A 12,429-nucleotide genomic window follows, 5' to 3' on the forward strand; every position below is an offset into this window, starting at 1 on the left:
GCTTAACCCAGCAAGCTCCGTTTAATCACTATGCCAATAAAAAAGGCTACTACAACGCTCAACAGAATGAAGCCCATCCTGCGATTATTCGCAGCAAGGGCTTGCTTTCCAGATGAATTAAATTCCTGCTTCACGCATCTGCTCTGCACTAGGCGGAGTTTCAAAAGTGTGATGTGGTGCTGGTGAAGGTACTGTCCACTCCAGACCTTTAGCGCCATCCCATGGCTTCATTGGCGCTTTTTCGCCCTTGCCGCTATATGCTGGCAGAACAACGAAGAGCAAGAAATAAACCTGCGCTAAACCGAAGCCCAATGCGCCGATCGATGCAATCGCATTGAAGTCAGCAAACTGAGTTGGGTAGTCAGCGTAGCGACGTGGCATACCTGCTAAGCCCAAGAAGTGCATTGGGAAGAAGGTGATGTTGAAGAAAATCATGGAAGCCCAGAAATGGATCTTGCCGCGAGTTTCACTAGCCATGTAGCCAGTCCACTTTGGACACCAGTAGTAGAAGCCAGCAAACATTGCGAACAATGAACCTGCAACCAATACATAGTGGAAGTGAGCAACAACGTAATAAGTATCTTGTACGCCGATATCAATTGGCGCCATCGCCAAAATCAAACCAGTAAAGCCGCCCATGGTGAAAACGAAGATAAAGCCGATAGCCCACAACATTGGAGTTTCAAAGGTCATTGAACCTTTCCACATTGTTGCAACCCAGTTAAAAATCTTCACACCAGTTGGAACCGCGATCAACATGGTTGCGTACATAAAGAACAGCTGACCTGTTACTGGCATACCAGTTGCAAACATGTGGTGCGCCCAAACGATGAATGACAAGATCGCAATAGATGCAGTTGCATAAACCATTGAGCTGTAACCGAACAATGTTTTTCTGGAGAAAGCAGGAACGATTTCACTGACGATTCCGAATGCTGGAAGAATCATGATGTAAACCTCTGGGTGACCAAAGAACCAGAAAATATGCTGGAACATGATTGGATCACCGCCGCCAACAGCGGAGAAGAATGAAGTACCGAAATGACGATCAGTCAGAACCATCGTAATTGCGCCAGCCAACACAGGCATAACAGCAATCAACAAGTAAGCAGTGATCAACCATGTCCAGCAGAACATTGGCATCTTCATCAATGTCATGCCAGGAGCGCGCATGTTCAAAATAGTTACGATGATGTTGATCGAGCCCATGATTGATGAAGCGCCCAACAAGTGGAGTGCAAAAATCGCCATGTCCATGCCAGGGCCCATTTGTGAAGTCAATGGAGCATAGATCGTCCAGCCACCTGATGGAGCGCCGCCAGAAACAAGGAATGAGCTCAACAACAATGTTGCTGCCACTGGAAGAATCCAGAAGCTAAAGTTGTTCATACGAGCAAATGCCATATCAGATGCACCGATTTGCAAAGGCACCATCCAGTTAGCAAAACCAACGAAGGCCGGCATGATCGCACCAAACACCATTACCAAACCGTGCATGGTTGTCAGTTGATTAAAGAACTCTGGGCGCAGGAACTGCAGACCAGGTTGGAACAATTCCAAACGAATTCCCAATGCCATCACACCGCCAGCTAGCAAGCTAACGAATGAGAAGATCAAATACATCGTACCGATGTCTTTGTGGTTGGTTGCGAACAACCAACGACGCCAACCGTGTGGTGTGTGATCGTCGTGTGCGTGGTCGTGTGCGTGATCGTGGGTAGTAGAGACTGTGCTCATGAATTACTCCGGTTTCGTTTTTATCTGTATTTGTTAATCTGAATTAATTGCCGCGCGCAGTAATAATGTCTTGGGTTTGAATTACTTCACCCGTCTTATTACCCCATGCATTACGTGTATAAGTCATCACTGCAGCGATATCGCCATCAGAAATCACGCCAGCCCATTTCGGCATTGCGCCCTTACCGTTAATCAGGATGTTGTATTGACCAGCTTTAGGGCCCATTACCACCTTACTACCATCCAAGGCAGGGAAAGCACCCGCACCTTTACCGTTAGGCTGATGGCAAGCTGCGCAGTTTGCTGCATATACTTTTGCGCCACGCTCTTTTTGCTCATCCAAGGTGTAAACCTTAGATGGATCATCGCCAGCAGCACCCATTTCTTTTTTCTTCTGAGCAACCCAAGCGGTGTAATCATCTTGTGAAACCACTTTTACAACGATAGGCATGAAGGCATGTTCTGCACCACAAAGTTCGGAACACTGGCCACGGAAAGTACCGATAGTTTCTGCTCTGAACCAAGTATCACGAACGAAGCCTGGAATCGCATCTTGCTTAACGCCAAAGGCTGGAATAGTCCAAGCGTGAATAACGTCATTAGCAGTAGTAATCAAACGAATTTTCTTGCCTACTGGCACAACCATCTCATTGTCTACTTCCATTAAGTAGGTATTTGATTTTGGTGCCAAGTTATTGATTGCTTCGCGTGAAGTAGATAAAGTTGATAGGAAGCTAATGCCTTCACCTTCACCTTTGATGTAGTCGTAACCCCACTTCCACTGATAACCGGTAGTCTTAATAGTGATGTCAGAGTTGGTAGTGTCTTTCATTGCTACAACTGTTTTTGTTGCAGGCAATGCCATACCAATAACGATGAGCAAGGGAATCACTGTCCAAATAATTTCAACAGTAGTGCTCTCATGGAAAGACGCTGATTTATGACCCAATGATTTGCGATGTTTCAAGATGGAATAGAACATCACTCCAAAAACACCGATAAAAATTAAAGCGCAAATTACCAACATCATCCAATGTAACCAATGGATCTCTTGCATGATTTTGGTAGCAGGAGCTGTGAAATTTAGCTGATTAACAGCTGGGCCACCAGGCATATTCTCTGCCGCATGAGCAAATGCAGTGCCAAAAGCAACTACGAAATAGAGCGAAGCCCTAGTGACTTTTCCAAATAAATTCATCTTATTCTCTGTTTATTGTCGTGAGCAAAGCGACAAAAATGCCGCAAATTGCTCAAAAAACGGTCTCAAGCCAATACATCCTGCCGTGATTATAGGGTTAATTAGGCGCAACAACAAACAGGGATAACCCAGCCTGATCCAATCTTGACCAAGGTTAAAATGATAGTGAGCACTTACACTTAAGCAGAATCTGGTCTAGTCTTGCGTCCAATTTGATTTAGATCAATATAGGCAACATTGTCCTTGGCCTTAGCTAGGTGCTTTCCAATCACCCATGCATGTCCATAAACCACCTCTAAAGTGAGTTTTTGCGGCAAAACATTCATTTCTGATGCTTCTATTGGGCTCGAATGAATCAACTTGAGAGCACTGACATCTGCCAGAAATACAGCATCACTCTCATAATCTAAGGTTAGATACTCCATATCCATTACTGGATCCGAGAATCGCTCGGAAAGCAATGCGTCACCCATATCATGCATATCCCAAGGGCTTAACAAATTCTTAAGCCTAAGCCCTGGAATCACCAGTGAGCGCAACTCTTTTCCAGTGTCTGGGCCCAAATAACTAAATGCAATCAAACCACCATCACGCAAGACGCGCCAGCACTCTTGCAAGAAAGGCTTTGGATCTGCCAGATCCTGCAATAGGAGATCGCTAAAAACTAAATCAACAGAATTATCAGGAACATCAAATCTGCCAGATGATGTGTAGCTAGCCAATGAACTAGTGCGGCCCCCAAAGAATGAGCGCCAATGACTCATTGCTTTGGCACGCCACATTTCAAAACCTGAAACACTCTCATCCAAAAGACTTGTAAGACATGCGCCTGGGTAGCGCTTAGCAAATATATGCAAATGCTTTCCGGGAAAGTCCGGCACTATCAAAATATCTTTTACATCGAGCTTAACGATGTCTAACTTTTGCAGCATGCGATCTGCAATTTCGTCTTGTAACCATCTGATGGGCTGGGTCATTGGCTCAGTATACTCAGCGCCCCATGCGATTTCCAGAGAACATTTTTGAAGCGATTTGTGACCGGCTTTTACCAACGGCTTGCCTTGCTTGTCAGCAGTTTCAGAATTACTCTATTTGCAATAACTGTTTAGGCGCATTGAGAGATGAGGGTTTATTTAATTATCACTGCTGCTATCAATGTGGAGTCACACTTCAGCTCGAAGAAGTTACCCAACAACGTTGCATGCCCTGCCAAATATCCAAACCCTACTTTGATGAAACCTACTGCCTAGATCGCTACACAGGCATTCTTCAAACACCATTGCATGAGCTTAAGTACCAAAAACGCATTGCTTATAGCCATGCACTCAGCAGCGCATGGAACGCGCTCCTTGCTTCGCAACTAGAAAAGCTTGACTCAAACTACTTATTACCCGTTCCACTCAGCATGCAAAAGCTAGCGCAACGTGGCTTTAATCAAAGCTGGGAAATTGCCAAGCGACTTCGTTGTGGGAGAGACATTCAAAAATCCCCTTACATCCTTCGACGCCAACATTATTCAGAACATCAAGCTGGAAGTAACCTTGAAGACCGACATCTATCCATTAAAGGAATGTTCTATATTGAAGCAAAATACATCGAGCAAATTCAAAATAAAACGGTCATCGTCTTTGATGATGTCATGACTAGCGGAGCAACCCTAAATGAAATTGCCCGCATTCTGAAGGACAATGGCGTATCTCGCGTAATCAATTGGGTACTTCTCAGAGCTGCGCGACCAATCGAAAGAGTGCAACATGTTTAATATCGTTTTATTCGAACCAGAAATTCCTCCCAATACTGGGAACATCATTCGCCTCTGTGCAAACACTGGTGCAAAACTACATTTGATAGAGCCTCTTGGTTTTCCAATGGAGGATGCAAAGCTTCGCAGGGCTGGCTTGGACTATCACGAATTTGCAAGAGTAAAAGTTCATCAAAATTGGGCGCAGTTTTTAAAAGATGAAAATCCCGACCCCGAACATCTTTTTGCATTGACCACCAAAGGATCGGGAAAGTTTCATGAGGGCAAATACTCACCCAATGATTACTTTGTGTTTGGTTCTGAAACCAAAGGCATTACAGACGAAGTAAGAGATTCCATACCAACAAACAATCGAATGCGACTTGCAATGCAAGATAGTAGTCGCAGCTTGAACCTATCTAATACGGTGGCAATTGTTGTCTATGAAGCATGGCGTCAAAATGGCCTTGCTGGCGGTCAATAACGAGCTGACCTAGGAAGTGCGCTTAGGATTCGATTTTAGGATCGCGCCCCATGAGCTTCTTAACAGCATCATGTGGTTTTAATTTTCCAGACAATACTTCGCCCATCATGGCGGTAATAGGCATCTCTACACCAAGACGTTTAGCCAAGTCACCAACTGCTTGGGCGCATAGCACGCCTTCAGCAACGTGACCAAGACTAGCTAGTATTTCTGGTAATGATTTTCCAGCAGCAAGCTCAAGACCAACGCGACGATTGCGAGATAGATCTCCGGTTGCAGTCAAAATTAAATCGCCGACTCCAGTTAAACCCATACAAGTTTCAGACTTGCCGCCTGCAACCTTTACCAGGCGCATCATTTCAGCTAAACCGCGCGTGAGCACTGCCGCGCGAGCATTCAGACCTAAATCCAAACCATCGCCAATACCTGCGGCGATAGCCAAGACATTCTTAATAGCGCCACCTAATTCAACACCGATCAAATCATCGCTTGAGTAAACGCGCATATTGCCGTGATGGAAGGCGGCCTGAACAGCCTCGCAAAGCTTTGCAGATTTACTTGCGACAGTTAAGGCGCATGGCATCCCCGCACCAACCTCGCGAGCAAAGCTTGGGCCAGAAAGGGCGCCATACGAATGCGTTATGCCATGTGAGTGAATTTTGCTTTCACGTTCTACCACTTGATGCGGCAACAAAGCAGTATTGGGTTCTAGGCCCTTGCATAGCCAAATAATATTTAATGGATGTTCAGCAACTTTTAGTGCTTGAGCAATCATTTCAGAAAGCCCAGACATTGGCGTAGCGATGACTAAAAGATCATCGCTCGAGAGTCTATTAATCGCGGCAACAAAATCGCTCTCAAGCTTTAATCCTGCAGGCAATTGAATGCCTGAAAGATAGTCGCGGTTTTCACCGCTCTTTTGAATATCTTGTAATTGCTGCTGGCTGCGAGACCACAAACAGACATCGCCTTCATTGAGATGACGAGTAGCCTGTGCGGCCATCGCCGTTCCCCAAGCACCAGCACCAAGCAGTGTCACTTTCATGATCTGTGGGCTCACTTAAAAAACTTAGTGAGGCTTGCTTTCTGTTGGAGCGCCATCCTTGGCAGCCGCTGCTTGTTGAGCCTGCATCAAACGGTGCTCGTACATGCCATGGAAATTAATTTCATTCAAATGAATTGGCTGGAAGCCTGCACGACTAATGATGTCTGCAATGTTTGATCGTAAATACGGATACAAGATTGTTGGGCAAGCAATGCCGAGCATTGGGTCTATTTGTTCAACAGGGATATTGCTGAACTCAAAAATACCTGCTTGTTTAGCTTCAACCAAGAACAATACTTTTGTATCCACCTTGGCAGTGACAGTAGAACTCAAAGCTACTTCAAAGATTCCATCGCTCAAAGGAGCGACAGCAATATCAATCTCGACTTGTACTTGCGGCTCAGATGCAACCAATAAAATCTGTGGTGCGTTTGGCTGCTCAAGCGACAAATCTTTTAGATAAATACGCTGAATACGAAATCCAGGCTCTTTAGATTGTTCGGTGCTCTCTTGAGGTGCTGAGGATTGTTCAGTCATTACTAACTTTCTTTTGTATGTTTAATCTATTAAGCCAACAAAGGATCAAGCTTACCAGCGCGATCCAATGCCACTAAGTCGTCATAACCACCAACGTGAGTGTCGCCAATATAAATTTGCGGGACTGTACGGCGACCAGTGCGGGTCATCATGACTTCGCGCTGCGATGGGTCACGATCAATCAATATCTTTTCTAAGTTAGCCACACCTTTTTTGTTCAATAACTTTTCTGCCATGACGCAATATGGGCAAACTTGGGTGCTGTACATCGTTACTGGAGGCATTAATTTCTCCTTACTTCACCAAAGGGAGGGCTGCTGCTTTCCAAGCCTGAACACCGCCATCCAATACTCCTACCTCGACAAAACCCAATTTTTGGGCCTCAGTAAGGAGTTTGCGGGAGTGGGCACCGGTCTCACAAACCAAGACAACTGGAAGTTTGCGATCCAACTTGAGCTTTTCAATAGCAGCGGCCAAGGCAGAAGAATTGGCAGATTTAGCGCCAGGAAGGTGCCCTGCTTTGTAATCTTCTTCAGAGCGCAGATCAAGCACATAAGCTTTGCGACGATTAATCCAGATCGTTGCCTCTGTGGGCGACAAGCCTTTTCCGCCAATAAGCGTAGATAATGTGGGTAGGAAAAGCGCTGCGCCCGAAACCAGCAGGAGGGCAATAAGCGCTAAATTATCAATTTGCGTGAGAAAGTTCATCACCGGATTATAGAATGGCTCTATGAAACAACTTGTCCTTATTCGTCATGGCGAATCCGCCTGGAACCTTGAAAACCGCTTCACCGGCTGGGCGGACGTTGACTTAACCCCAAAAGGCGCAGAACAGGCCCTAGCAGCAGGTGCAAACCTCAAAAAGGCAGGCTATGAATTTGATATTGCCTATACCTCTGTTTTAAGGCGCGCTATTCGCACCCTCTGGAATGTGCAAGACACTATGGACCTCATGTGGTTACCAGTTGTTCATAGCTGGCGACTGAATGAACGGCACTATGGCGCCCTCACTGGACTCAATAAAGCAGAAACAGCAACAAAGTATGGTGACGAACAAGTGCATATCTGGCGACGCTCTTACGATGTGCGCCCACCCCTGCTAGAAAACGATGATGAGCGAAATCCCAAGAATGATCCTCGTTACTCCAAACTCAATACCTCCGATATTCCATTAGGCGAGTGTCTGAAAGATAACGTTGAGCGTGTATTGCCTTTGTGGAATGAATCGATTGCTCCAGCACTCAAAGCCGGTAAGCGCGTTTTATTAGTGGCACACGGTAATAGCATTCGTTCTCTCATTAAATATTTAGATCAAATGTCTGATGAAGCCATTATGGAAGTAAATGTTCCAAATGGCATCCCACTGGTTTACGAATTAGACGATAACCTCAAACCTATTCAACACTTCTATTTGGATTAAAACAAAAGAAATATGCGCCAATTTCTAAAGAATTTTGCACTGATCGCCGTAGGGCTTATCGCTGGAGTAGCAGCAACAATCCAGCTCTCTGCGACCGCCCAGCAAGGCGCCCAGCTCCCGCTAGATGAACTGCGCACACTCTCAAATGTCTTTGCACAGATTAAGCGTGAGTATGTGGAGCCGATTGAAGACAAGCAATTATTAACAGATGCTGTCAAAGGAATGGTAAGTAGTCTTGATCCGCACTCCACCTTCTTAGACAAAAAAGATTTTTCAGAAATGCAGGAACAGACATCCGGAAAATTTGCTGGTCTCGGTATCGAAATTACATCTGAAGATGGCGTAGTGAAGGTATTAAATCCAATTGAAGATAGTCCAGCTGCTCGTGCAGGACTGCAGGCGGGGGATTTAATTACGCGTCTAGACGACAAGCCAGTACGCGGTATGTCTCTCGATAAAGCTGTCCGCACAATGCGTGGCACGCCTGGAACCAAAATTACTTTGACGGTATTCCGCAAGAGTGAAGAGCGAAGCTTTCCAGTAACTATTACTCGCGCAGAAATTAAAGTTCAATCAGTCAAAACTAAAATTCTCGACAACGATATTGCTTGGGTACGTATCACTAGCTTTCAAGAGCGCACCGTTCCTGATCTTGCTAAAAAATTAACTGATATCGCCAATCAAGACCCAAAACTCAAAGGCATCATTCTTGACCTTCGCAATAATGGCGGCGGCTTATTGCAAGGCGCTGTAGGGGTTGCAGCTGCATTCTTACCATCAGATGCCATTATCGTCTCGACCAAAGGCCAATCACCCGACTCAAAGCAAGTATTTAATGCCACTCCAGCCATGTACCGCCTTAATGAGCCAGGCGATCCTTTGGCGGGGGTTCCCGCAATATTCAAGAAGCTACCAATGGTAGTTTTGGTAAACGCTTATTCCGCCTCTGCTTCTGAGATTGTGGCTGGCGCACTACAAGACTACAAACGTGCAACCATCATTGGGAAAACAACTTTTGGTAAAGGCTCAGTACAAACCGTTCGCCCTCTGACCAATGATTCAGCGCTCAAAATTACTACCGCTTATTACTACACCCCTAGTGGCAAATCGATCCAGGCTTTTGGTGTTAAACCAGATATTCCGGTAGATCAAAATAAAGATGGTGATCCAGATGATGTTTTGATCACTCGTGAGATTGATAGCGAGAAGCATCTGCGCAACAAACAATCCGCCGAAGACAAGCTCATTAAAGATCGTGAGCAACGTCGTCTCGAAGAGTTGCAACGCATTGAAGAAAAAAATGCGAAGAAAACTCCTGAGGAAAAAGAGAAAGATAAAAATAAGAAGCCGCCTGAGCTTGGTAGTGCAGATGATTTCATGCTTTCTCAAGCGGTAGCCTTTATTAATGGCCAGCCTGTGAAGCGCTCATCCTCTAAGCTTGAATAATTTTCAGCTCACGACTAGCACATGAATGACGAGCAATTACTTCGCTACTCCAGGCATTTATTACTGGAAGAAATTGATGTTGCTGGCCAAGAAAAACTGCTTGACGCACACGTATTAGTAATCGGTGCTGGCGGCCTGGGCAGTGCAGCCGCGCCTTACTTGGCTGCTGCAGGAGTAGGCCACATCACCCTGATAGATCATGATGCAGTAGAGCTGACTAATTTGCAGCGCCAAATCATGCATGCTGAGAGCGGCGTGGGTAAAAGCAAAGTTGCCTCTGGAAAAGAATTTCTAGAGCGACTTAATTCCACGATTCATATTGAAACTATTCAGGCTAAAGTAACTAGATCGCTACTAGATGAGTTATTACCAAGTGTGGATGTAGTTTTAGATTGCACAGATAATTTTTCAACCCGGCATCTGGTTAATGCTGCCTGCGTTAAAAATAAAACTCCACTAGTTTCTGGATCTGCCCTTAAATTTGATGGTCAAATCAGCGTTTTTGATCCACGCAACTCAGAATCACCATGCTATGCCTGCATCTTTTCTCCAGATGAACAATTTGAAGAGGTTAGCTGTTCTAGCATGGGCATCTTCTCGCCCTTGGTTGGAATTATTGGCGCAATGCAGGCAGCTCAGGCCCTGCAAGTTTTGATTGGTTTTGGCGAAGCCTTAGTGGGACGCATGCTGCTTTGGAATGGGCGGACAACCCAGATTGATGAAATCCGCATTAGTCGCAACGCCGAGTGTTCGGTGTGCGGCTTAGCACACTAAGACCCTAAGACAGCAAACGCTCTAATGCTTTTTCTTGCTCTTCAGGCTCATAAGCCCTCAATACTCTAGCTACACGAGCCTTTAATAAGCCTACATTAGCCTTTAGGATCTCGCGCTTTACCAATAGCAACTGACTAAAGTGCATTGAAAAATCGGTCAGGCCCAGCGCCAGCAATAACCTTGTTAATGCAGGATCACCAGCCATCTCACCACAAACGGCCACAGGCACGTTTGCGCGTTTAGCTTGCTCGATGATATTTGCCAATAAGTTCAATATGGCTGGATGTAGGGGATCGTATAAATGTGCGACAGCATGATCAGCTCGATCGATCGCCAAGGTGTACTGAATTAAATCGTTGGTACCAATAGATAGAAAATCAAAGCGATTAATAAATAAAGGTAGCACCAATGCGGCAGCTGGAATCTCAATCATGGCGCCGACTTGAATATTCGGATTAAATGCTTTTCCACGCTGATGTAATTGCTGCTTCGCTTTTTCAATCAATCTAAATGTTTCATCAATCTCTTTAGCATGCGCCAACATTGGAATCATGATGCGCGCCTGGCCATGTGCCGAAGCACGCAATATCGCTCTTAACTGCGTTAAGAAAATTTCAGGCTCTGTTAAAGACCAGCGGATCGCTCGCAAACCTAGTGGTGACGTGCCTGTTTGTGAAATATCACCACCACCGCCTAAGGCCTTATCAGCGCCAACGTCAATCGTTCTGATATTGACCGGCAAGCCATGCATCAAATCCACTACACGGCGATATTCCTGGTATTGCTGTTCTTCGTCTGGCAAAGCTTGCTTACGATCCATGAATAAAAATTCAGATCGAAATAGGCCAACACCTACGGCACCTAACTTCACGGCCTGAATAGCATCTTCTGGTAATTCGATATTGGCAAATAACTCAATCTCAACACGATCAGCTGTTTCAGTTTTGGCATGTTTTAACTGCTGGAGCTTGCGAGCTTCTTTTAAAACTTGTGTTTGTAGTTTGCGATATTCAGCTAGGAGATTCTCATCCGGAGCCACTACTACAATACCTCGCTCGCCATCCAATACGAGCCAGTCGCCATGACGAATCATTTCGCTCGCATGACGCACGCCGACTACCGCAGGAATCTCCATACTGCGAGCCACAATGGCGGTATGGGAGGTCTTGCCGCCAAGGTCTGTTACAAAACCTGTAAAGGCATGCTCTTTAAAACGCAACATGTCGTGCGGAGCAATGTCATGAGCAACAATGATCGACTCAATCCCAACATCACTCTCGGGCAAGAAATCTGAATCATTTAAAGAGTCTTTTTTCTGGGCGTTTAACGCCTTAATTACACGCTCGGCAACTTGCCGAATATCATTAGCGCGCTCTTTTAGATAGGCATCTTCAATATCTGCAAATTGTTCCAAAAGATCATTGAGCTCAGTAGTTAATGCCCAGGCTGCATTCAATCTTTGGGTACGAATTAATTTAATTGGCTTCTCAGCCAAAGCGGGGTCAGCCAATATCATGCCGTGCACATCTAAGAATGCCGCCATTTCTTGCGGCGCATCTTTTGGTAACCCTTGACGCAATTGCTCAAGCTCTAAACGTACCTGATCAAACGCATCCAACAACTTTTGAGCTTCAGCCTCTTCTTTGCCCGCCTCAACCAGATGATGACTGACTTCTAATGCCGCACGAGAAATCAGTACCGCCTTGCCGATGGCAATGCCTTTCGATACCGGAATTCCGTGCAAAGCAAATGTCATGCTAATTACTCACCTTCGCCAAAGCGATCATTAATCAAGGCTGTCAGAGCCTGCATAGCTTCATCCTCTTTTTCTCCCACAGTCTCAAGTGTGACAGTGCTGCCAATTCCAGCCGCCAACATCATGACGCCCATAATGCTCTTGGCGTTTATTTGACGCCCGTTTCGTGACAAGAATATTTCACAGGGAAACTGTGCGGCCAATTGAGAAAGCTTTGCAGAAGCGCGAGCGTGCAGACCCAATTTATTAATGATTTCAATTTCTGCGGTAGGCATTGTGAGATGAGCCCTC

The 12,429-nt window shown here is 45.5% G+C and carries 15 protein-coding genes; 5 read left to right on the plus strand and 10 right to left on the minus strand.

Annotated elements, in window-relative coordinates; translation table 11 throughout:
• Positions 1–2: 2 nt before the first annotated feature.
• The 4 genes from ICN19_RS10275 to ICN19_RS07630 form a co-directional block, all read right to left on the minus strand.
• Positions 3–218: a cytochrome oxidase small assembly protein gene (locus tag ICN19_RS10275; protein WP_370625171.1), complete on the minus strand. Its 216-nt coding sequence runs from the start codon at positions 216–218 to the stop codon at positions 3–5.
• The gene (gene ctaD / locus ICN19_RS07620) at positions 118–1,737 is read right to left on the minus strand and encodes a cytochrome c oxidase subunit I (protein ID WP_216246710.1); all 1,620 of its coding nucleotides are present in this window, start codon (positions 1,735–1,737) and stop codon (positions 118–120) included. Before ctaD ends, ICN19_RS10275 begins: the two co-directional genes overlap by 101 nt.
• Before the next feature lie 43 nt (positions 1,738–1,780).
• Positions 1,781–2,851: a cytochrome c oxidase subunit II gene (gene coxB / locus ICN19_RS07625; protein WP_255536981.1), complete on the minus strand. Its 1,071-nt coding sequence runs from the start codon at positions 2,849–2,851 to the stop codon at positions 1,781–1,783.
• 263 nt (positions 2,852–3,114) lie between these two features.
• On the minus strand, positions 3,115–3,912 hold the full coding sequence (locus ICN19_RS07630) for a methyltransferase domain-containing protein (protein ID WP_255536967.1): 798 nt from the start codon (positions 3,910–3,912) through the stop codon (positions 3,115–3,117).
• Positions 3,913–4,136: 224 nt separating this feature from the next.
• Between ICN19_RS07630 and ICN19_RS07635 the strand changes: the two genes are divergently transcribed.
• Together ICN19_RS07635 and trmL are read left to right on the plus strand one after the other, a co-directional pair.
• On the plus strand, positions 4,137–4,697 hold the full coding sequence (locus ICN19_RS07635; RefSeq protein ID WP_255536968.1) for a ComF family protein: 561 nt from the start codon (positions 4,137–4,139) through the stop codon (positions 4,695–4,697).
• Positions 4,690–5,160 (plus strand): tRNA (uridine(34)/cytosine(34)/5-carboxymethylaminomethyluridine(34)-2'-O)-methyltransferase TrmL, encoded by a 471-nt coding sequence (trmL, locus tag ICN19_RS07640; protein ID WP_216246718.1) that lies wholly within the window; start codon positions 4,690–4,692, stop codon positions 5,158–5,160. Before ICN19_RS07635 ends, trmL begins: the two co-directional genes overlap by 8 nt.
• A gap of 22 nt (positions 5,161–5,182) precedes the next feature.
• On the opposite strand, the gene ICN19_RS07645 is transcribed toward trmL, so the two are convergent.
• The 4 genes from ICN19_RS07645 to ICN19_RS07660 are packed head-to-tail and all read right to left on the minus strand — an operon-like array spanning position 5,183 to position 7,450.
• The gene (locus ICN19_RS07645; protein WP_216246934.1) at positions 5,183–6,205 is read right to left on the minus strand and encodes an NAD(P)H-dependent glycerol-3-phosphate dehydrogenase; all 1,023 of its coding nucleotides are present in this window, start codon (positions 6,203–6,205) and stop codon (positions 5,183–5,185) included.
• 24 nt (positions 6,206–6,229) lie between these two features.
• Entirely contained in the window at positions 6,230–6,742 is a 513-nt protein-coding gene (gene secB / locus ICN19_RS07650) for a protein-export chaperone SecB (RefSeq protein WP_216246719.1), read from the minus strand.
• A 29-nt stretch (positions 6,743–6,771) separates the two neighbouring features.
• The gene (gene grxC, locus ICN19_RS07655; protein ID WP_216246720.1) at positions 6,772–7,026 is read right to left on the minus strand and encodes a glutaredoxin 3; all 255 of its coding nucleotides are present in this window, start codon (positions 7,024–7,026) and stop codon (positions 6,772–6,774) included.
• A gap of 10 nt (positions 7,027–7,036) precedes the next feature.
• Positions 7,037–7,450 carry a rhodanese-like domain-containing protein gene (locus tag ICN19_RS07660; protein WP_216246936.1) on the minus strand — a complete coding sequence of 138 codons (414 nt, stop codon included), beginning with the start codon at positions 7,448–7,450 and terminating at the stop codon, positions 7,037–7,039.
• Between the two features lie 22 nt (positions 7,451–7,472).
• Between ICN19_RS07660 and gpmA the strand changes: the two genes are divergently transcribed.
• From gpmA to ICN19_RS07675, 3 genes are read left to right on the plus strand one after another with little or no spacing between them, the layout of a single operon-like run.
• Entirely contained in the window at positions 7,473–8,162 is a 690-nt protein-coding gene (gene gpmA, locus ICN19_RS07665) for a 2,3-diphosphoglycerate-dependent phosphoglycerate mutase (protein WP_216246721.1), read from the plus strand.
• A 12-nt stretch (positions 8,163–8,174) separates the two neighbouring features.
• Positions 8,175–9,608, plus strand: coding sequence for a S41 family peptidase (locus ICN19_RS07670; RefSeq protein ID WP_216246722.1), 1,434 nt, complete (start codon positions 8,175–8,177; stop codon positions 9,606–9,608).
• Positions 9,609–9,629: 21 nt separating this feature from the next.
• Positions 9,630–10,382 (plus strand): HesA/MoeB/ThiF family protein, encoded by a 753-nt coding sequence (locus tag ICN19_RS07675; RefSeq protein ID WP_216246723.1) that lies wholly within the window; start codon positions 9,630–9,632, stop codon positions 10,380–10,382.
• Between the two features lie 4 nt (positions 10,383–10,386).
• On the opposite strand, the gene ptsP is transcribed toward ICN19_RS07675, so the two are convergent.
• Complete coding sequence (ptsP, locus tag ICN19_RS07680) at positions 10,387–12,138, minus strand: phosphoenolpyruvate--protein phosphotransferase (protein ID WP_216246724.1); 1,752 nt, start codon at positions 12,136–12,138, stop codon at positions 10,387–10,389.
• Between the two features lie 5 nt (positions 12,139–12,143).
• Complete coding sequence (locus tag ICN19_RS07685; protein WP_068319699.1) at positions 12,144–12,413, minus strand: HPr family phosphocarrier protein; 270 nt, start codon at positions 12,411–12,413, stop codon at positions 12,144–12,146.
• Positions 12,414–12,429: the final 16 nt, after the last annotated feature.

This window comes from Polynucleobacter sp. AP-Capit-er-40B-B4, from assembly GCF_018882245.1.
GTDB lineage: Bacteria > Pseudomonadota > Gammaproteobacteria > Burkholderiales > Burkholderiaceae > Polynucleobacter.

Bases quoted from the DNA above. Each gene is read 5' to 3' on its own strand.
- gpmA (WP_216246721.1), top strand. From the start codon at position 7,473: ATGAAACAACTTGTCCTTATTCGTCATGGCGAATCCGCCTGGAACCTT.
- ICN19_RS07675 (WP_216246723.1), top strand. From the start codon at position 9,630: ATGAATGACGAGCAATTACTTCGCTACTCCAGGCATTTATTACTGGAA.
- ICN19_RS07630 (WP_255536967.1), bottom strand. From the start codon at position 3,912: ATGACCCAGCCCATCAGATGGTTACAAGACGAAATTGCAGATCGCATG.
- secB (WP_216246719.1), bottom strand. From the start codon at position 6,742: ATGACTGAACAATCCTCAGCACCTCAAGAGAGCACCGAACAATCTAAA.
- ICN19_RS07645 (WP_216246934.1), bottom strand. From the start codon at position 6,205: ATGAAAGTGACACTGCTTGGTGCTGGTGCTTGGGGAACGGCGATGGCC.
- ICN19_RS10275 (WP_370625171.1), bottom strand. From the start codon at position 218: ATGGCGCTAAAGGTCTGGAGTGGACAGTACCTTCACCAGCACCACATC.
- ICN19_RS07670 (WP_216246722.1), top strand. From the start codon at position 8,175: ATGCGCCAATTTCTAAAGAATTTTGCACTGATCGCCGTAGGGCTTATC.
- ptsP (WP_216246724.1), bottom strand. From the start codon at position 12,138: ATGACATTTGCTTTGCACGGAATTCCGGTATCGAAAGGCATTGCCATC.
- ctaD (WP_216246710.1), bottom strand. From the start codon at position 1,737: ATGAGCACAGTCTCTACTACCCACGATCACGCACACGACCACGCACAC.
- ICN19_RS07685 (WP_068319699.1), bottom strand. From the start codon at position 12,413: ATGCCTACCGCAGAAATTGAAATCATTAATAAATTGGGTCTGCACGCT.
- coxB (WP_255536981.1), bottom strand. From the start codon at position 2,851: ATGCCTGGTGGCCCAGCTGTTAATCAGCTAAATTTCACAGCTCCTGCT.
- trmL (WP_216246718.1), top strand. From the start codon at position 4,690: ATGTTTAATATCGTTTTATTCGAACCAGAAATTCCTCCCAATACTGGG.
- ICN19_RS07660 (WP_216246936.1), bottom strand. From the start codon at position 7,450: ATGAACTTTCTCACGCAAATTGATAATTTAGCGCTTATTGCCCTCCTG.
- ICN19_RS07635 (WP_255536968.1), top strand. From the start codon at position 4,137: ATGCCCTGCCAAATATCCAAACCCTACTTTGATGAAACCTACTGCCTA.
- grxC (WP_216246720.1), bottom strand. From the start codon at position 7,026: ATGCCTCCAGTAACGATGTACAGCACCCAAGTTTGCCCATATTGCGTC.